This is a genomic window from Streptomyces sp. NBC_01439 (genome assembly GCF_036227605.1).
Classification (GTDB): Bacteria; Actinomycetota; Actinomycetes; order Streptomycetales; family Streptomycetaceae; genus Streptomyces.
In genome coordinates, this window is record NZ_CP109487.1 from 140,290 (window position 1) to 159,274 (window position 18,985).

The following is an 18,985-nucleotide window of genomic DNA, read 5'->3' on the forward strand; positions in this document are numbered from 1 at the left end:
CCGCGTGCGTACTCGCGTACCGGCTCGAGGCACTGATCCCGCCGAGCCGGCCGGCCGTCCCGGCGGCCAGGCCGGTCAGACAGCCGGACCCGTTCCAGACCTGCGACGGCTGCGACCGCGCCTTCCGTTCCCCCACCCCGGCCGCTGCCGCGACTGCCCGCCCAAGGTGCACGCGGCCGCCTGAGCCGGGCCCTCTGGGGGTTGACGCGCTGCGCCGTCCGGCCGCTTCCTCGGGATGTCGCTACGCCTGCGGCCCCCGGGCGTGGTCGGCTGTCCGGCGTCCCCACCGACCGACATCGAAAGCTGGTGGTGCCCGTTGTACCGACCTCGCTTGCTCAGTGCGCCAACCTCGGGACCGTCGTCGAGAAGTACTGCCTCCCCGCGGCCATCTCCGCGTACACAGGTGCGACCCCCCTTTGCGGTCGTCCCCCGCCCTGCCTAGAGACTCGGCGACGTCGTGATCAACATGTCTGCGCAAAGATGAATCCTGCTGGTCAGATGGCCGAGCGAGCTGCTTCGCGGTGTGTGCAGTCCGGTTGCGGGGTATTCGACGCAGAGTAGCCTGGAATTGATCGACGCTGCCTTATCTTGGAGGTATGTGATGTTTTTCCGAAGGCTGCGGCGCCGTAAACCGCATCGGCTCTTTCTTATCGGCAACGGCCGTTTGATTCGAGGCTTCAGTGGAGGGCTTTACGACGGCCACGGATATCAGCCCTGATACAGCCCACGGTGTCGAACTCGGCTTTCCGCAGAGTCCGTGCGGTAGGCCGAGTTTGGAGTATGTGTGGTGGCGGAGGAGACCGACACCCTGGTGGCCATTACGCGGGTTCTATCACCGCATTGCTGTGTCACCAGGACGTCCAGCGGAGCCCTGATCGCCGACTGGAGGCGGCGGACCCGTTTTCTCGGCATGACGACGACGGACGTTCAGAAATTCGTTGAGGGAAGCCCCGAGGAACGCGCCGAACTCGTCACCGATCTCATCAGCGCCGGGTGCGCGACGGATCACCGGAAGGCGTACTCGGACGTCGAGGTCGGGCTCTGGCTGCGCGGAGTGCACCTGTCGATCCGGGCCATGGGATTCGGGCGCGTCCTTCGGCTCCTGTCCTTGGCGGCCCCGGTGTACGCACGTGCAGACGCCCCTGCAGTGGAGGAGGTGGTGCGGCTGAAACAAGCACTGCGATCACACAGTCACAGAAGCTGGTTCGTGAACGACGACTGCAAGGCTGAGGCCGTGACGGCCTTCGTCCTTCTGCGGCGCTGCGGCTTGAATGCCGTGCTTCACGTCGGTGTGCGCGAGCACCCGTTCGCCTTGCACGCCTGGAGCTCTTCGGCGGGCGTGTGCATCCCCGATGCCGATCCGCGGGGGCACGCGTACACGCCGGTTCTCTCGATCAGATGCGGCGGGCAGTGACGTGGAGGCACTCCGCCTTGACTGGGCCGGGGGTGCACCGAGGCTCCGGGCGGCCGAGGCCATGGCTCGGCAGGGACTCGTGACGACGGTCTCCTCACGGGCCGGCACTGCCGTGGTCGTCGGCTGGGTCGGCTCGGTCCGGGACCGTGTGGCGGGCGCGCGCGGGCTCCTGGACGACGTCGGCCGACCGGGAGTCACACCGCGTCTGCCGATCGGCGACTATGCGGCCGTCCTGGTGTGCCGCGACCGCATTGTGCTGATCCGCGACGACCATGCGCGCATTCCCCTGTTCTTCAGGGAGTCCGGCGGGCGCGTGAGCGCGGTGAGTACGTCGGCGCGCTGTCTGGGCGACTTCGAAGCGCTGGAACGCAGCTACTTCTGCCGGTTCCTGACGGGGAACATGGCGCAACCGCACTCGGAACTCACCCCGTTCTCCGGTGTGCACCGGATCCTCGGCGGCGAGGTGGTGGAGCTCTCGATCACCGGGCAGCTGCGTGGTCGGGTGCACAGGCGCGTCGGTGAGGCCGACGACCTGCCGGAACCGACAGTAGACGGGCTCCGTCTCAGCGGGGCCGCGAAGGACCTGCGCCTCGTACTGGAGAACGCCGTCGAGCGCCGAGCGGGCCGGATGACGGCATGCCACGTCTCCGGCGGCACCGACTCCACCAGCATCGCGTTGCTCGCAGCCCGCCTGCTGGGCGCGGGAAAGGGCCTCCGTGGGGACCTCGTCCTGCTCGCCGGGCGCTTCAACACAGGAGAGCTGGCCGGGGAGCAGCCGTACCTCGAAGAGGCGATGAAGGAGATCTGCCGTCATGCACCGGCAGCCCGTCCGGTGATTGCGGATGCCGACGACGTGGCCGACTTCGACGACTTCGAACACCACGCGGGAGACGCGGACGAGCCCCATGCGCACGCCTTTCGCGCCCCGCTCTGGAGCAGGCTCCACGGCAAGGCGGCTGAACTGGGCTGTGACACTCTCCTGACCGGTTGCGGGGCGGATCCGATCGCGGACGCCAACCCTCTTCACCTGCACAGACTGGCCCGCACAGGCCAGCTCCGGCAGATGACGAAGCAGGCACGCGCCTGGGCCGCAGGCACCGAGCGCGGCGTACGCGAGGTCGTCTACGACTACGTCATGCGACCGACCCTTCCACTTGCCGCCGAACGGATCACTGCCCTCGACCGCCACGGGACCGTGCTGGGCGGCCTTGGCCGCTTCGCCCGCCCCCGCTGGCTGCGATACGGATTTGCGCGGGCACACGGCTACCGTGAGGCGAGCATCGCGGAGAGCCGCTTCGTGTTCGGACGCAGGCCGGAAGAGTCGTTCTTCGAAGCGGCCAACTACCTTGCTGCTCCCGACCCGCTGTCCTGGCAGCGAGCACGGCAGGACGGATTCTTCCTCTCGCACCCCTTTCTCGACCGCGAGGTCATCGCCACGATGCGCCGCTTCCCTGCTGAAGCCACGTTCCATCCGGGCCGCCCGAAGGCGGTTCTGCGCGAGGCCATGGCAGATCTGCTCCCCTCCCGGATCCGCGGCCGAGCGGCCAAGATCCCCTTCGACCAGCTCTATGCCCGCGGCTTGCGGGCGCACGGCGACGAACTTGTCGACCTCTGCTGCTCCGCGAGGCATCCGCTGGTCGCGGAAATGTTCGACATCCAGGTGCTGTGCCGGGCAGTGAGGGAGGCGCGGTTCGGCGTGGGGAACGCGGAATCCTGGGATCGACTGAATAGCTCCCTTGCCCTCGTGGCGTGGCTGGAGGGATTGGGGCCGCGCCCCCGCACGCTCGGTGCGGCAACGGCGGTCATCGACGGCTCTTGATGTTCCACAGCGATTGTTGGATCGGGCCCGTCACGACATCGATGAGGCCGTACCGGTTGTTCATCTCGCGGATTTTCGCTTCGGTCAGGACGCGATCTTCCTCGCCTTTTCGCGTAATGGATGAGGACACGAATGCGCCCTGTGTGCCGAACCCCCAATAGACGGCGACGAAACGGGGGTCCATCGTACGTTCGTCGATCGAATTGTTTTCGCGAACCCTGCCGCTGTAGATGAGGGAGTCGAAATCCTTCTGTTCCTTCACCCACCGGGGCACTTTGCCGCCGCTCCAGGAATACCTGTCAAATTGGACCGAATCCAGGCCGAGTCGGTCCTTGCGTGCGAGGCTCACGCTGGCGTAGAAGGCCACTTGGTCGTAATGCGTGTTGATGGGCAGCTGCACGACCGTTCGCATGGCGAACGTGTCGCTTGCCTCGATCCAACCGCCGGGGACCATCCATGGCTGCGCCGCCAGCAACTCGCCGGAGTGGTGGATCTCCCTGCGGGAGAGCGGGCTCTTCTCCTGGGTTGTTCTCCACTTCTCGGCATCGTCGCGCCATTCCTGCCGGAGCCGGTCACGCGTGATCACCGGCACCCTTTGCCCCATGGCGTGGAACTCGGCGCCCATGACGTAGAAACCCACATCGCTGTCGTTGGTGAGCGTGATGTCGACCGGCACGGCGAACGATTCTCCGTTCATGCTCAATTCATACTTCCCCACGGCCAGCTTGATGACAGGTCTGGCCCCGTGCTGGAATGGCTGATAGAGGTTTTGGTAGCCAAAATTGGCGACGGCGAATACGGAGGATACGATGAACGCCGTGGCCACCTTCTTCGGGGCGGGGATCTTACCCAATTTCCGACACACCACGAAGACGGCCCATGCGGAACCCGCCGTAAGCAGGCCCGACAGCACCATGTAGCCCGGAGAGTCGCCACCCAATACCTCAAGCAGGAGCATGAAATTGGTCAACAATGCTGTGACTGTGCCGGCCAGCGCGACCGGACCGGAATATTGGAAGCTTTTCCAGAACCAGTAGTCCATGACCGCGGCGCCGCCCAACAGCGCGATGGCCGAGGCCACGAGGAGGCCGGCGCCGGTGACGCGTCCCATGAAGCTCAGGGCCTCGCTGAGGTCCTTGTGGCCGAACCTGCCCAGGTAACCAGCCGTCACGAGGAGGACCAGCAGGATCAATACCGGGGTCGGCCATGACCGTTGGGCTTTCGTCAGTACCCGCAGCTCCCGCAGGTACGAGTTGAATCCGGACGCGGGTGGAATCCTCACGCGATCACCTTCTGAGGCTGCAGGCCGTGTGCTGTGCTCCGGATGTGCCGATGACGGCCGCGACCGGCACGGTGTCACCTTCCCGCACCGTTCCGGGCGGTCCGGCGCTGCGCCGAGGGCTCGGGCACCATCGTCCGTGCCGCTCAGTGGGACCACCATCCGGATGCCTCTGGACGGCCTAACCGAAAGGTCCGCGGCGGGAAGTGCCCAAGTGCGGTCGATGACCTTGGCTCCGGCAGGTGCCGCGGAAGCCGACGGCGAAGAGGTAGCTGCAGACCCCCGCCCCCTGCACGAGCAGTCGGCGTGATCACTCGTTACGTGAGGCTGGTGGAGTGGTTCCGTCCGGGGCGGGACGGCCTGCGGGGGCGTCGCCTCGGTGGGCTCGGTCGGGGTGGCCCGCCACGGGGTGCCGTATGCCGGGACTGGGGCGGAGTGCGGGTACATGTGTCACGACTGCGGCGGCGTCGTCTCGGTCGACTGGTTCCGCGAGCACAGGCGGGCTGTCGCGCCGGTGAAGGAGCCGCACCCCGGCGGCGGAATCTGCACAGCGCTGGCCAAGGGGTGGGCGCGGGCCGAATCTTCCGTCCCCTCGGCGCATCCGTAGGTGCCGTTTCGGCGGTGAGTCGGACGCCCCGAGGGAGTGAACTACGCCGGCGTACCCGACGCGGACGCAAGCTTCGCCTGAAGGAAGCCCTGCTCGGCAGGTCCAGGGGCGGACTGACCAGCAAGATTCATCTCGCCGCAGACCGCAAATGTCGTCCCCTCGCGTTCGTCCTGACCGCCGGGCAGGCCGGGGACAGCCCGCAGTTCATCCACGTGCTCGAGAAGGTGCGGGTCCGTCTGCCGGTCGGCCGTCCCCGCACCAGGCCCGACGCCGTCGCCGGCGACAAGGCCTACTCATCTCGCGGCAACCGCTCCTACCGGCGCAGACGCGGAATCCAGGCAGTCATCACGGAAGAACGGGACCAGGCAGCCAACCGCAAGAAGAAGGGCGCACGAGGCGGCCGGCCCATCAGCCACGACGCCGACCTCTACAAGAAGCGGAACACGGTCGAACGCCTGATCAACAAGCTGAAGGCCTGGCGCGGCATCGCCACCCGATACGACAAAACCCCGGACAGCTACATCGCCGGCCTCCACCTCCGGGCTGCAATGATCTGGATCGACGACCTGCTCAAGACAGCCGAATGATCACGACATCACACAGGCCCTAATCGGCCTGCAGGACGAAGAACATGAAGCACAGGAAGCGCGGCTTGGCCGCGATGACTTCGGGGAACAGCTCGTGGGCGGCTGGATCAGGCTCCGGCTCGCTGATGGCCGTTACCCGGAAACCGGCACCGGTGAAGGCCTCGATCATCGCGTGCAGCGGCCTGTGCCAGATGCTCATCGTCGCGGTCTGGCCGCCCATGGTCCATTCTTCGGTCCAGTTGGTGGTGTCGAAATAGTCGTAGTCGGTCTCGCGGCCGGCCTGGCGGTGCATGAGGTTGGCGGCAAAGGGATGGTCGACGGACGCGATTAGCCGACCGCCGGGCTTGAGTACGCGTCGCAGCTCGGCCAGCGCTGGCCCCCAGTCCTCCAGGTAGTGCAGCACCAGGGACGCGACTACATCGTCGAACGTGTCATCGGCGTAGGGAAGCGGGCTGCCCAGGTCGGCCACCTGCAGGTCCGTACCGTCGCCGAGCCGCCGGCGGGCCAGTTTCAGCATCTCGGCACTCGCGTCGAATCCGCTCACCAAGGCACCACGGTCGCGCAATGCCGTGGACAAGGGCCCGGAGCCGCAGCCGGCGTCGAGGATCCGCCGGCCGGCTACGTCCCCAGCGAGGGCCAGCATCGCGGGCCGCTCGTAGTGGGCATTGATGAGGTTGGTTTCGTTTTCGGCCGTGTACGCCTCGGCGAAGCTGTTGTAGTCGTTGACCTTCGGCGGATCCGCAGTCACCGCGGACGGTGAGGTGAGCCCGGTGGAGCTCGCGTGCTCGTGGTCCTCGTTAGAGATCATGCTGCGGGAGACGTGTGCTGCACCAGTTCGGTTCCTGGCTGCTCCCGATCGTCCTCACAGCCTTGAAGATCCAATGAACGCTTCGCTTTGAGCGTCACGATCACCGCTATGTCATGTCAGCCTCAGGAGCAGGCACTGAATGACGGGCCCGGAAAGCGTGCGGTTCCGGTCCCCGCCGAGCCGGGGTGCGCACCCGGTCTTCACGAGGTTGGCCAGGCCGCCGCCCCGGGAGAAGTCGAACACTGTCACGGTCTGCTCGACCGACTCTGCTTCCAGCTGTCCTTCCCAGAGCATCAGGGACAGGGTGCTGGTGAGGACGATCTCGGCGAACGTGGCGGCCTGGACGACAGCGTTGCGGTAGTCGCCATCGCGGCGGAAGGCCCGGCGGACTTCGGGAAGTGCGTGTTGAGGCAGGTCAACTGGTCCTCGTCGAGGACGGTGGCGAGCGGGCTCGATGGGGGCGTCAGGGGCCTCACGCCCATCGTGCCGTCGGCGTAGCTACCGGTGACGGTCCTGGCGAGCCAGAGCCACTGCTGTCTGCTCCGGAGCGGCCACGGGGTTGCTGTGGTACGCGTCGACCGTCCCGTCAGCGAAGTCCTGTTCGGGCAGCGGCTTGCCGGTGATCTCCGCGCAGACCTGCGTGAGGGAAGCCAGGTGCATGGGCCCCCGCTCTGGCGTTCCCGGAACTGCCAGAACTTTCAGCGACACGCACGGCCTCCCCTGCGCAGCCGACGGCAACACAGGGCCGTCCAGGGAGGGCCGCATCTCGCCGTCGAGCCTGCCGACCGCGCCGGGCAACATCTTGGTGATCACCGCCCCATGCGGCAGCGGGCAGGGAAAGAGCGGAGCCACCAGGAAGGTGAGCAGCAGCGGGCCCACCGGGAGCTGATCCTCGTCGGCGGGCTCGGGCTTGCCGGGCTGGTTCATCGGCAAAGCGTAGGACCGCACGTGCCGGCACCGGACGGATCTTCCGAGCCCGCTCGAAAACACCGCCCTTTCGACGCGCGGTCGAGCCCCGTGCCGTGTTGTGAACCGCAAGAGTCAGGTCCGGCCGGGCCCGGACAGCGGCAAGAGCGTCGCGCCAGGCGCGGGATCCATCTGGTCCGATGGGGCACTCCTGTCGTAGGGGAGCGCCGGACCGGAGTTGTGCGTGGGATGAGGAAGGCATGCACTGCCCTCAGGAGGCCAACCCGCCCGGCCCCCTGCCCCACACCAATGGCGCCGCCGGATACGTCGAAGCCGCCGAGGCAGCCGAGGATGAGGGGCGCGGGAAGCTGACCCTCAACCTGAAGCTCCGTACCGCTGCGCGTGAGCACGCCCTCGCCGCTTCCCTGATCAAGTGGTGGGCCGGCGGCGGACCGAGGAGCCACACAGATCCCGTCACGCAGTCGACCGCGAAGACCCGGATCAAGGACGCGGGCTACTGCCCGGAAGAATTCGGCCTTCCGGTGGCCGAGAACGGCCTGGCCCGGTGGTTCACCCAAGGGTCGCCCCTTCCAGCCAGGGCAATTCGACTCCTGCCTGCGTCGTGGACGAGTGGATGGCGAGCGACGGCCACCGGGCGAACATCCTCAACCCCGCGTTCAAGGAGTCCGGGGTCGCTGTCTACCGCGGTACCGCAACACCGGACAACCCGGAAGCGGATGGCTACCTCTACGTGCAGACCTTCGGGGCATGCACTCGCATCGACACGCCCGAAATTTGGCAGTGGCTCACGAACGTCCGCCGCCCCGCCGGACTCGGGAACGACTCGGTGCGCGCCGAGCAGCGGGCGGCGGCGCTGGCTGCGGTCGATTCGGACTGGAACCCGGCAGTGCTGGGGTGGACGGTGGACTGGCAGCGGCACCACGCCTGCCTCACCCAACAGCGCCGGCTCGTCGAACTCGGCGTGAGGAAGGCCCCACGAGCCCGCAGAGTGGCCGTGAGGACGACTACGGCGGCCGGGCCGCGCGCGGGCGGTACGGCTTTCCAGAAGGGCCTTCAGGCCCCGGAGCAGTATGTGGCGCGGGAAGGCGCGATGCTGGGGCGCAGTGCCATCGAGCAGCTCCTTGACGGTCCCCACCGTGTTGGCATCTGGGTCAGGAACCGGAAGGCCCGCCGCGACCAGCTCGACCAGGCGCAGCTCGAAGCGCTGGCCGACCTCGGCGTCGACTGGGCGCGGCAGGAGAGGTGGGGGCGCCCGTCATGGGCCGCCCCATACGCTCAGCGCGGCCCGTTCAGTGCCCTGAGGACGGCTCTGCGGATGCCGGAAGCTGGGGGGACGGCTGTTCGACCTCCGCCGAGCCGTCGCCAGCAGAAGCAGCGTGGAGGCGATGAAACGGTCGTCGGGGACGTCCAGGTCCAGCCATGCGGTAGGCCGTCCGCGCGGTTCGGCGTGCTCGAGGATGGCGTGGACATCGCCCGCGGCTCGTCCGCGTTGGCGGGGTCCCCGTTGTCGCGCGTGGCGCGGCCTCCCCCTCCAGCGGGGGGGAATCCATCACCAAGCCCGCTGACAGAGCGCACTGTACGGGCGTACACCGCCTCCCGGCGGGGGCGCGGCGGATCCCCGGGGGACTGCAGCGGGCTGGCTACGGCCGGACAGGGCAGAACGGCGCGGGGCGCCCACCACATGGTGGGCGCCCCGCGCCGTTGTCTGGTGCGCGATGCCGCGCTACAGCTACCAGCGGTACCAGCGGCCGCTGCTGCCCTTCGGGCGGGCGACAAAGCCGATCAGCCACAGGATCAGCACCGCGATCGCGACCCACCAGAGGATCTTCACCGCGAAACCGGCGCCGAACAGGAGCAGAACGAGCAGAAGAACAAGAAGCAGGGGAACCATAGATATCAACCTCCGACCCACCGCGTGCCCGGCCAGCCTCCTACCATGCGGACGGGTTTTACGGGTTTCTTATCCACGCAGGCGGGCAGCAGGAACAGCCGCCTTCCTCCGGCCAGCACCCCGCACCGGCGCGGGAGCACCGATGCGCAGTCCCCGCGCCCGCTCCCCCGCCCTGCGGGGTCCGCGCCGGTCACGCAGCGCGGCGGCCCGGGCGTCCCGATCGGCCAGCCCGGCAGAACGACAGGGTTTGCCGGCCGGGATCGTGAGCAGGTGCGTGGTCACGACCAACCCGGTACTGCACGAGGAGGTCTCGATGTCGGGCACGGAGAAGACCAAGGCACACGCCGAGCAGGCCAAGGGCAAGGCCGAGGAGGCCATGGGCCACACGGACCAGGCCAACGGCAACGCCCGCCACGCCACGCCACGGAAGACATCAAGGACACCTTCCGCCACTAGACGTTCGGCCACGCTCCCCCTTGTGCCGGGTGGTTCAGTGAGAACGTTTCACGAAAGTGTCTTCGCCGAAGTCGCCCATCCGATGGAGAGCTCACCATCGAAACGAGCGCGACGAGCTACGCCGGCGTCTAGTCCCAGGACACGAACCGCACGGACGGACAGTGGCGCGACCTGTACGGCTGCTGGGAGCACGGGCCTGGTACCGACGTGATCTGGCTGAACCGGGCCGGCCTGACGACGGCCGAGGCGTCGTCGCCCCCGAAACGCTCTGCCCTGCTTACCCTCGGCCCCCTCCCATCAGATCGGCCCGTCCTAAGACGTATCCGCATTCTCCAGACCGGCCCTGCGCGTCCGCCTCGCTTCTCACCCCACGGGCGCTTCCGCTGCGCAGGACAGCTCGATCAACTGTCGTACGACCGTCGTGGGGATCGCCGGGTTGGTGGCCGCGGCCTCGGCGGTGTCTGCGTCGCGGAGCAGGCGGACCAGGGCCGGGATGGGGAGCTGCGGATTCCCGAGGGCTGCTAGGCGCGTCTCCGGGGTGGAGTCGAGCAGGCGCAGGACCGTGCTGGGCGAGAGCCTCGGGTCGGCTGCGGCACGTGCCCGTACCCGTTCGTCCGGGTCGTCGGCGAAGCGCTCGACGAGGCCGGGGGTGGATTCGGGGGATTCGAGGGCCAGCTGGCGCCGTAGCGGATCCGGGTCGTCGGCGAAGCGCAGGAGCACGTGGCGGGGAAAGTTCGGTTGGTTCAGAGGGAGGAAGCGGTCAGTGCGCCACAGCGCGACCTCCAGCAGTAGTTCGGCGGGAGCGTCCTCGCAGCAGGAGGCCAGGTTGTACGAAACGTGGGTGTCAGGGTCGCGGGAAAGGCGGTCCACGACGTCCGGGGGCAGGTGGCGTGCTCGCGCGACGGTGCGCCGGATTCCGATGCTCGCGGACCGGGCCAGTCGGCGCATCGCTTCGGGATCGTCGTGGAGCTCCTCGACCCATCCCACACGCCAGTAGGGGGTGTCCGGGGGCAGCCCCGCGCTGATAGAGGTGCGCAGCTCCTCGGTGACGTCGGCCCGGACCGCAACCGAGGCGCGCACCTGCGGGTCCTCGTCGTGGGCCAGCTCGATGATCAGGTCCACGTCCAGGCGTTCATTGGCCACCAGATTCATCCGCAGTCCGCGCTCCGCGTGGCGGACCAGGTGCTCGGCGAGGTCGCGCCCGAGGAGCTGTACCGGTGTCACGCGCCGCTGCTCCATCGTGGTCAGCGCGTCGAATTCGGTCCGTGACATCGGCCGGTCGTAGCCTGCTCGTCGGCGGGCGACTTCTCGGACCTGGGGCGAGGGGTCGTCGACCAGTGCGGACCGTCGGCCTGTGTCCAGGTGCGGCCAGGCGTATTCGCAGGCTTCCGCGCGCACCTCCGGATCAGGGTCGGCTGCCAGTGCCGAGGCCAGCCGCTGAGGAAGGCCCCGGAACCACAGGGCCTGCAGGCGGGTTCCCGGATCTGGGTCGTGCGCCCAGCGTTCGAACTGTGCCTCGGTCACCTTTGGACAGTGCCAGGTGGCAAGCCGTTGGAAGCGACCGCGTCGGGCACTATTGGTCTCACTGGCGATCAGTCTCGCCCACTGATCAATGCTCATGTCCCTACGGTTCTCCGCGAGTCGCGCGCGGATCCTTCGGTCGGGATGCGCGATCGCGGCATCGATGACCTCAGCTTGTAGGCCGAGGACCACTGAAGGGCCCACCACGTCCAGCAGCCGCGCCAGCACGTCCGCCGGCGCAATGCAGCTCAGCCCGCACAGCCACGCCCGCCGCATCGATGGCAGTGCTGCCAGGGCTTCGATCCCCACGAACAGCCCGGCCCAGTCAGCCTCGGTATCCCCTACGCCCCGCATCGACATTCGAACAGGGTAGACAGCCCCGGTGACTCGCCCTGACACCTATCACCGCCAGCGGCTCAAAGCCGGTAGCGCAGGCGGCCGCTGTCCTACGACCGAGTAGTACGGGCGCGCAGCCCCTCGTCCGGTGTCCCGTCAACACGGGGCAGCGCGTTGGGTGACCGTGCGGTGGCTTGCGCAGTCCTGTACGAACTCCCGCCAGGGGTCCTTGGGCACGGGGAACCTATGGAACTACACAGTTACCTCATGCGGGAGGAGAGCATTCTCGTGGTCACCATCCACAACCTGGTAGGCACCGAGTAGAGAGCTGCACTGGTCAGGGCGATCGACCGGCTGATCCGCCCCACCTCCGCCAGCAGTACCCACCGGTCTCTCTCGAAGCCCGAGATCACGCCGTGACCCTGGACCGGGCGGCGGGTCTCGCAGGAGAAGCGCTCGGCCGCACTCCCCTACCCGCCGTTGATCCGGTACTGAACGCGCGGGAGCGTCGTCCGAAGCTCAGGTAGGGCGACCAGAGCCAGGGCCTTGGCCTTGGCCTCTTCGGTCTTGAGCGCACCGTGCTGCGCCGCGCTGCCGGTCTTCGCGTTCAGGAGGTTGCGTACGGGCTCGGCCGGGGATGCCCAGAAAGGCTCCGGCCGGGCCGGTGGCGCCGGAGTCGCGCGAGGTCCGCCGCCCAGCCTCAAGAGTCGGACCTGGGTGAGCAGAGGTGACCGGGTCGGGCGACGTGGCTCCGGCTCGCGCTCCGTTTGTTCGTCGTCCGGTCGGGCGGGTCATGCCCTGGTATGCCACCCTGCGCTCCGCGCTGCTCACCGTTTATCAGGACTCCGTGCCACGTCTGATCTACGGTGGAGGGACAAGTTCGCACCACGGAAGGAGAGTTCCGTGGTGAGGTGGATGCGGGGGGATCCAGGTGTCGGTCGATTTCGTCGGTCGTGTCGAAGAAATGGCTGAACTAAGCGCGCTCGCCACCGATCTCGTCGCGGGGCGGGGTGGTCGCACGGTCGTGCTGGACAGCGTTTCGGGCATGGGGAAGTCGGCCCTTCTGCAGGCCTTCGCCCGGATGCCCGTAGACGCCTCGCCTCGCTCGGAACACCGGGTGGTGTCGACCCGATGCCATCCCGGCATCGGCCCTGGGATCGGGTACGGGCCGGTCGTCGACCTCCTCCTGAAACTGGCCGACGATGTAAAGCAGCCCGGTGTCCTGCGCCGCATGCTGAGCTTCACGGGCCAGGGTGTGGTGCGCTCCGCCCCGGAGGTGCTCTCAGCGATGGTGCCCGGGCTCGGCGCGATCTTCAGCCTGGGTCGTGAGGTCACGGAGGCCTCGCTCACGTCCGGGTCCATGCCGTTCGACAGCCTCCTGCCGTTCCAGCAGGGTGTCGCTACCCGGATCGTCGAGGCGCTTGTCGAACTGGTGCGGCAGGGGAAGCCCACCGTGCTGCTCATCGACGACATCCAGCACAGCGACCCCAGCAGCCTGCTCGTTCTGGACCAGCTCGTACGCAGGATCCCCGACGAACCTCTGGCCATCGTCCTGACCCACACCGTCGACGGAGCCTACGCGGAGGGCCCGGGCGAGACGGTCGAGGAACAGCTCCACCGCTGGTCGGTGGAGGGACTCGTGCGGCGCAGGACACTGGGCGGTCTGCCCGAGGACGCCGTGGCGGAACTGGTGCGTCTGCGGTGTCCGCAAGCGCCTCCGGCCCTGAGCCAGCAGCTCAGCCAGGTCACACTCGGACACACGATTTTCGTCTCCCTCTGCCTCGACGAGTGGACTCCCTCCCAGGGGGCGCAGATCACCCTGCCGGCCAACCTCTCCCGGATCGTGGAACGCCGCCTCAGGATGCTTTCGCCCCAGGACCGCGAGCTTCTCGCCATTGCGGCGACACAGGGATCGACGTTCCTGTCGAGCACGATCGCCTCCGTCAAGGGCTCGCCTCACGACGAAATCATGGAACGTCTGCGGCTCATCGCCCACAACCACCGGCTGATCATTGCCGACGAGCCCCCGGCGTGGGCCCGGATGGAGTCCTCCGACTGCTACCGCTTCGAACACCGTGCCCTTTGGAGGGTGATCCAGACAGAGCAGAGCCCGGAGCAGATCCGCTCGCGCCACGTCCGCATAGCCGCCGCCCTTACTGCCGGGGGCACCCAGGCGATGCCCCTCGAACGCCGCCTGGAAATCGCCCACCATCTGCGCTCGGGGGGTCCCGCGTGTCTCGCGGACTCGGCTGACGCCCACTACGCACTCGCACGCGACGCCGCGACGGAAGGGCTGTCCTTCGCCGAGGCGGAACAGCACTGCAAGGTAGCCATCACCGCCGCCCGTGAACTACCCCGGGGAGAAACACGGGATCGCAGGCTTATCCGGGCGATTGAACTACTGCTGGCGCTGACGGAGGTGAGGTGGCGGGGACAGAACCAGGAGACTGGCGGAGCCGACATCGACGCACTGGCCGCCGAGGCCGAGAACGCGGCGACCCGCTGTCGTGCACCCGAGCTGTTGATCCGCACCCGGCTGTTGCGCGGCAAAACGCTCATGGCTACCCGTGGTCTCGTGCCGTCACTCGGCAAACTCCGTGAGGCCGTCGAACTGGCCGAAAGGCACGACGACCCGGTCGCCCTGTTCGTCGCACGGGTCGAGTACGGGCGGCAGGTCTCGAAACGCAACCTCGCCGAAGGCCTGGCACAACTCAGGGAAGCAGAAGCATTGAGCGCAGCCGACGCCCGGCTCCGCGGCAGTGACCCAGTACTGCAGCACGCCCGCAATCTCGGGGAGATGCAACTGGGCATCTCCCTCTTCGACAGCGGCCGCCTCGGTGTGGCGCACTCCCGACTCCAGCGCTGCGTCGGCCGGCTGCGAAGCGAACCCCTCAAGGCCGAACTCCCCATCGCCCTCAACTACCTCGCCCAGGTCCTCGATAGCCTCGGCGCCCACCAGGAGGCGGAGGACGTACTGCGCGAGGCGCTCGCCTTCGAGGAGGACCGCGGCGGCGACAGCGGGTGGCACGCGTATAACGCGGCCTTCCTCGCGTACGTACTCGCTCAGCAGGGTGGCGACCACCGGGCGGAGAGCCTCCGTCTGGTCTCATCCGCGTGGGCGGAGACCGAACGAACCCGGCTGGCCAACCTGGTCCCCATCGTCCGCAACCTCTACGCGGAGATCCTGCTGCACTGCTCTGACGAGCATCCAGACACCCTGCGGCAGGCGTACGCCCTCGCAGTGGCGACCGTGGACGAAACACGGCACAGCGGCATGGTCAGGAGCCAAATCGCCGCCCACTCCCTACAGAGCCGCACCCTCCTCCAGTGGGGGGAGACCACCAGAGCGGAATCCGCGGCCCGCGAGGCGCTGCGTCTCCTCGACGATGTCGGGCACATGCCCGCTCTTCGCACCGAGGAGGTGCTCTATCACTCCGCCGTGGTGCTCGCCACCAGCGGTGCCCGGCAGGAGGCTCATGAACTGCTAGAGCGAGCCAGAGCAGTGGTCGACGAAAAGGCGGGCCATCTCCACGATGACACCGCTCGACGGCGCTTCTTCACCAGCGTCCCCCTGAATCGTGCCATCCGCGCGGGTCACGGGATCACCGAGTAGTGACAGTCGCCGAGGCCGGGATGGTCCGGCCCACAGGCACGTCCGTGATCTGGCGCATCGTCACTCTCCCGTCACCGGCGCCGAGATCGACGCCGGGTGTCGACGACGGCTCCATCCTGATCAGCGCACCGGCATCCGGTGCTTCTCGGGGAGACATATGACAACTGCTCGCTCGCCCGCGCGGTCGAGCGAAGCGCCCACCAGCAGCGCGCTTGCCGGCGCAAGGACGCCGAGACCAGCGATCTGGACCAGCCCCAGGAGCCGCCGGATCCCGGGTCCCTGGCCGCGCTGATCACACTGCCAGAACCGGACGACCCACCCGACGCACAACTCCTGGCACGCGTCCGCCAGTGGCACACCGACATCCACCGGATCCGCGAACGCGGCTGGACCATCAGCGCGATCGCCCGCCACCTGGGCCGAGATCGCAGGACCGTACGCCATTACCTGACCAAGGACTTCGACCAGATCATCGCCACCGCCCGCGACCTCGCCCACGAGTTCAGCGCCATCGCCCGCGAACGCCGAGGCCAGGACCTCACCCACTGGACGGCACGCGCCCTCGAAGACAGGCCGTCACCGATCCAAGGCTTCGCCGCCCTTCTTCAGAACGACTGGGGCGCCGTCATGGACGGCCTCACCCTGCCCTGGAGCTCCGGCGCGGTCGAAGGCCAGGGCACGCGGATCAGGCTGATCAAACGGCGGTCATAGGGCCGTGTTCCTTCGCCTTCCTACGCCCCCTCGTCCCCGCGCAACCACCGTGATCTTCGCTGCGTCAGACGCGTCGCCCGCGCCCGGCCTTCGCACGCATGCGTTCGCGAAGCCCGGCCTGGTAGAAGGCGGCTTTGTCACCGCCCAGTTCGAAGTACTCACAGATGTCGGCGACCGTTTCGGCGTCTTCCGCAGTACCCGTGAGCCCGATCTGGACAGCCTCCAGAACCCCTCCCGAGCGTGGTGCCTGCACCCTTCGCCCAGACTCGTGCCTTCCGCAATCGGCCCGTAGTCGCCGGAGCCCGCAGCCACGAACGACAACGTCTGCAACAGCGCGTCTCGGGCCGGTGTCGAGAGGTCCCCAGCCAGCGCGGCCATGCTCACACCGACCGCTGGCGGAGTGCACTCGAAGATGACCGTGCTCTCCTCGACATGGCCATCGAGGGTGTATCCGATCATGTCCCGGGCCGTCTCAGCAGTGATGACGGCCTCGATCAGAAGGGGCACATGCTCCGCAGACTCACCGCGGCCGCACTTCAACGACGCCCAATCGACACGCCGTAGTTCTGCGCGTACCAGCTCACTGACCACCACAACAGCCCCCTCAAGGCATGCCGGGCCCGGGCCACCGGCACTAGCGATCAAGCATTAGGCACCTGTGGGTCCTACGCCATCCGTTGCTTCACGAAATATCCACCACAGCCTTGAAAACGGCCGGGGACACTCCTCGCACCACTCGCTCTGGTGTTCAACGAAGTGGGGAGAGGTCCCCGCCAAGGAGCCGTGCCGTGAGTTCCACGCACCGTGTCCGGGCCGCGGAGAAGCCATGGGGCATCTTGGTTACCGCTTCGAAGGCACTCATCCGGGCGTCGTCCTCGCCGCTCGCCTCGGCGTCGTAGATCTCGAAGAGCTTCTCCTCGGCCGCGTCCAGTCCGGCGGCTTCAATGGCCTGGAGCAGGGCCTTGTGGTGCGCGCAGTGCTGCGCGGCGAGTTCTGCTACCTGCGGGTCGTGGGGGTCGACGGTGTCATCGAGGGCGGCGTCGGCCGCGTCGAGGCGGTCTGCCTCGGCCCGTAGGCCGGGGTGGGTCGCCAGGGTGATGAACACGCTGGCCTGAATTGCGGCTCCCAGCGGCCCGAAGATCCGTTCCGTGACCAGCAAGGCGTCCAGGTCGGAGGGGCGCAGTGCGCCAGAAGGCAGGTGGCCGAGCCGGTCCGTGACCAACGGGGAGAGCAGGCCCAGTGGGCTGCCGACGACCCGTAGGCGCTGGACTGCCGCTCGCTGACGCTTGATGTCGGCCTCCTGGGCGGCCAGGGTCTCCTCCAGCCGGCCCAGGACGTCCTCAACGTCCCGGACTTCGTCGAAGGCGGCCCGCATGTCGTCCAGGCTGATGCCGGCCTCGGACATCTTGCGGATCCACAACAGGCGGATCATGTCGTCGTAGCCGTAGCGGCGACGTCCGTCTCCGCCCCGCTCGGGCTCCGGCAGCAGACCGATCTGGTGGTAGTGACGAATGGCGCGCGGGGTGGTTCCGGCGAAGGCGGCGGCATCGCCGATCTTGACCTCGCGGGGAGGCGTGGCGGAGGGGTACATCGCAGACAGGGCCTTTCGTGCTGTGGTGCCCTCGACGACACCACATGCCGCTACGGCATGTGCAACTGCTCCCGGCGCGGCGCCGCCGTGCGGCTACCCGGGCGACGGCTACGGCCGCCGAGCTCCGACTACTCCGGCGGCACCTACCAGCGTTTCTGTACCGGCCCCACTGTTGACTCGGCCCGGGCAAACCCGTTCGACCGGCGCCTGAAGCTCAACTGCGAGATGGGCCACGGCGCGTCCGGCGGTCCCGCGGTCAAGAACCTCACCACCGACGCACGGATCGTCGGCGTCAACAGCCACCGCAGCCGGCGCCAACGGCAACTGGGTCGACAACTACATGTACTCCTCTGTACACGGGGTACAGGCCCGCTCCGCGTACAGCACGATCCGCTAACCAGCAAACGAGAGGGGGAGGAACAGAACCCACCTGTTCCTCTCCCAGGCCACACTGACCACAGCCGGGAGCCCGGTGCCCAGTGCCCAGTGCCCAGTGCCCAGTGCCCAGTGCCCAGTGCCCAGTGCCCAGTGCCCACGATCAAGGCGATATCAGCCATCCTCGCCGCCACGGCAGCCGGCGCCGCCGAGATCCTCGGATACACACAGGCCCCGACGGCCTGGGCAGCCTCGCCTTGGGGTGGGGCCGCGCCCGCTCGGGCGGCGGTTCTCTGTCGCTCCCTTCACGGGTACCTCCGCAGGGCGAGCGAAGACGACTGATCGTCAGACGCGACGGTCGACGTGACGTTCCCGTAGGTCGCGGGCGTCATGTTTCCGCGCAGGCCTGCCTCTCGCCCGTACGACTGGCCGTGGGGGACGCGCTGGAAGATGTACGCGGTGGCCGGGTGGGTGTAGGCGATGCCCCGACCCGTGGCGTGGAGCTGCTCCCGCGTGGGGTGGGGTGGCGTCTTGGGCAGGAGGTAGCGCTCCAGGTCGTCGGTGGTCAGCCGGTAGCGGCCCGCGCGGTGGTGGATGGCGGCGGCGAGCCGGTAGGCGGGGTTGACGTGGGCCAGGCCGGCGTCTGCGTGGCTGTTGTTGGCCAGGAGCCAGCCGCCCGGCTTCAAGCATCGGGCCACGTGTTCGCAGACGGGCCCGGCATAGAGGGAGATCGCCAGGTCCCACTCCGCCTCGGGGAGTTCGCGCAGGGTGCGGGTGTAGTCACAGACCGGGGTGCCGGCCGGTTCGTCGGACCGGATCAGGTCGGCGGCGTCCAGGGTGCCGAGGTCGTCGGCGGTGCGGCCGCCCAGGTACCCGGCCACGTTCGCGGCGTCGCTGGGGCGAAAGGGTTTCTCCGAGCACCGCAGCAGCGGCCAGAACCTCGGCGCAGTCGCCCGGGAGGGCTTCGAGTTCGGCGAGGACCGGCGCGGCGGCGCGCGGCAGCGTGCCTGCCGCGGCGTCGGAGCGAGCCGGCCATGGGTCGGGGGGCAT

General features: G+C 68.1%; 12 protein-coding genes and 2 pseudogenes. 6 read left to right on the top strand and 8 right to left on the bottom strand.

Features of this window, described 5'->3' with window-relative positions; translation table 11 throughout:
• The first annotated feature begins 787 nt into the window (after positions 1-787).
• A complete protein-coding gene (locus OG207_RS00775) occupies positions 788-1,414 on the top strand; it encodes a lasso peptide biosynthesis B2 protein (RefSeq protein WP_329094858.1) in 627 nt (208 codons plus the stop codon).
• A gap of 61 nt (positions 1,415-1,475) precedes the next feature.
• A complete protein-coding gene (locus OG207_RS00780) occupies positions 1,476-3,233 on the top strand; it encodes an asparagine synthase-related protein (protein WP_329094859.1) in 1,758 nt (585 codons plus the stop codon).
• On the opposite strand, the gene OG207_RS00785 is transcribed toward OG207_RS00780, so the two are convergent.
• Positions 3,217-4,515, bottom strand: coding sequence for a hypothetical protein (locus tag OG207_RS00785; RefSeq protein WP_329094861.1), 1,299 nt, complete (start codon positions 4,513-4,515; stop codon positions 3,217-3,219). The genes OG207_RS00780 and OG207_RS00785 overlap by 17 nt on opposite strands.
• A gap of 660 nt (positions 4,516-5,175) precedes the next feature.
• Here OG207_RS00785 and OG207_RS00790 point away from each other — a divergent pair.
• Positions 5,176-5,706, top strand: a pseudogene (locus OG207_RS00790) (IS5 family transposase); the annotation flags it as partial.
• A gap of 19 nt (positions 5,707-5,725) precedes the next feature.
• Here OG207_RS00790 and OG207_RS00795 read toward each other — a convergent pair.
• The 3 genes from OG207_RS00795 to OG207_RS00805 form a co-directional block, all read right to left on the bottom strand.
• Positions 5,726-6,514, bottom strand: coding sequence for a class I SAM-dependent methyltransferase (locus tag OG207_RS00795; RefSeq protein ID WP_329094864.1), 789 nt, complete (start codon positions 6,512-6,514; stop codon positions 5,726-5,728).
• A gap of 111 nt (positions 6,515-6,625) precedes the next feature.
• Complete coding sequence (locus OG207_RS00800; RefSeq protein ID WP_329094865.1) at positions 6,626-6,808, bottom strand: hypothetical protein; 183 nt, start codon at positions 6,806-6,808, stop codon at positions 6,626-6,628.
• A 204-nt stretch (positions 6,809-7,012) separates the two neighbouring features.
• Positions 7,013-7,441: a hypothetical protein gene (locus OG207_RS00805; RefSeq protein WP_329094867.1), complete on the bottom strand. Its 429-nt coding sequence runs from the start codon at positions 7,439-7,441 to the stop codon at positions 7,013-7,015.
• 544 nt (positions 7,442-7,985) lie between these two features.
• On the opposite strand from OG207_RS00805, the pseudogene OG207_RS43960 reads away from it, so the two are divergent.
• Positions 7,986-8,165, top strand: a pseudogene (locus tag OG207_RS43960) (CAP domain-containing protein); the annotation flags it as partial.
• 1,005 nt (positions 8,166-9,170) lie between these two features.
• Here OG207_RS43960 and OG207_RS00810 read toward each other — a convergent pair.
• The gene (locus OG207_RS00810; protein ID WP_030730337.1) at positions 9,171-9,332 is read right to left on the bottom strand and encodes a hypothetical protein; all 162 of its coding nucleotides are present in this window, start codon (positions 9,330-9,332) and stop codon (positions 9,171-9,173) included.
• Positions 9,333-10,151: 819 nt separating this feature from the next.
• Positions 10,152-11,312 (bottom strand): PE-PGRS family protein, encoded by a 1,161-nt coding sequence (locus OG207_RS00815; RefSeq protein ID WP_329094870.1) that lies wholly within the window; start codon positions 11,310-11,312, stop codon positions 10,152-10,154.
• Positions 11,313-12,576: 1,264 nt separating this feature from the next.
• On the opposite strand from OG207_RS00815, the gene OG207_RS00820 reads away from it, so the two are divergent.
• Positions 12,577-15,258 carry an AAA family ATPase gene (locus OG207_RS00820; RefSeq protein ID WP_329094872.1) on the top strand — a complete coding sequence of 894 codons (2,682 nt, stop codon included), beginning with the start codon at positions 12,577-12,579 and terminating at the stop codon, positions 15,256-15,258.
• 138 nt (positions 15,259-15,396) lie between these two features.
• Positions 15,397-15,969, top strand: coding sequence for a transposase (locus OG207_RS00825; RefSeq protein ID WP_329094874.1), 573 nt, complete (start codon positions 15,397-15,399; stop codon positions 15,967-15,969).
• A 748-nt stretch (positions 15,970-16,717) separates the two neighbouring features.
• On the opposite strand, the gene OG207_RS00830 is transcribed toward OG207_RS00825, so the two are convergent.
• Together OG207_RS00830 and OG207_RS00835 are read right to left on the bottom strand one after the other, a co-directional pair.
• Entirely contained in the window at positions 16,718-17,560 is an 843-nt protein-coding gene (locus OG207_RS00830; RefSeq protein WP_329094876.1) for a MerR family transcriptional regulator, read from the bottom strand.
• A gap of 680 nt (positions 17,561-18,240) precedes the next feature.
• Complete coding sequence (locus OG207_RS00835; protein ID WP_329094878.1) at positions 18,241-18,816, bottom strand: hypothetical protein; 576 nt, start codon at positions 18,814-18,816, stop codon at positions 18,241-18,243.
• Positions 18,817-18,985 lie beyond the last annotated feature (169 nt).

What these genes read in the sequence shown, in the direction of transcription:
- OG207_RS00780 (WP_329094859.1), top strand. Translation starts at nt 1,476, where the DNA reads ATGGCTCGGCAGGGACTCGTGACGACGGTCTCCTCACGGGCCGGCACT.
- OG207_RS00795 (WP_329094864.1), bottom strand. Translation starts at nt 6,514, where the DNA reads ATGATCTCTAACGAGGACCACGAGCACGCGAGCTCCACCGGGCTCACC.
- OG207_RS00800 (WP_329094865.1), bottom strand. Translation starts at nt 6,808, where the DNA reads ATGCTCTGGGAAGGACAGCTGGAAGCAGAGTCGGTCGAGCAGACCGTG.
- OG207_RS00805 (WP_329094867.1), bottom strand. Translation starts at nt 7,441, where the DNA reads ATGAACCAGCCCGGCAAGCCCGAGCCCGCCGACGAGGATCAGCTCCCG.
- OG207_RS00810 (WP_030730337.1), bottom strand. Translation starts at nt 9,332, where the DNA reads ATGGTTCCCCTGCTTCTTGTTCTTCTGCTCGTTCTGCTCCTGTTCGGC.
- OG207_RS00830 (WP_329094876.1), bottom strand. Translation starts at nt 17,560, where the DNA reads ATGTACCCCTCCGCCACGCCTCCCCGCGAGGTCAAGATCGGCGATGCC.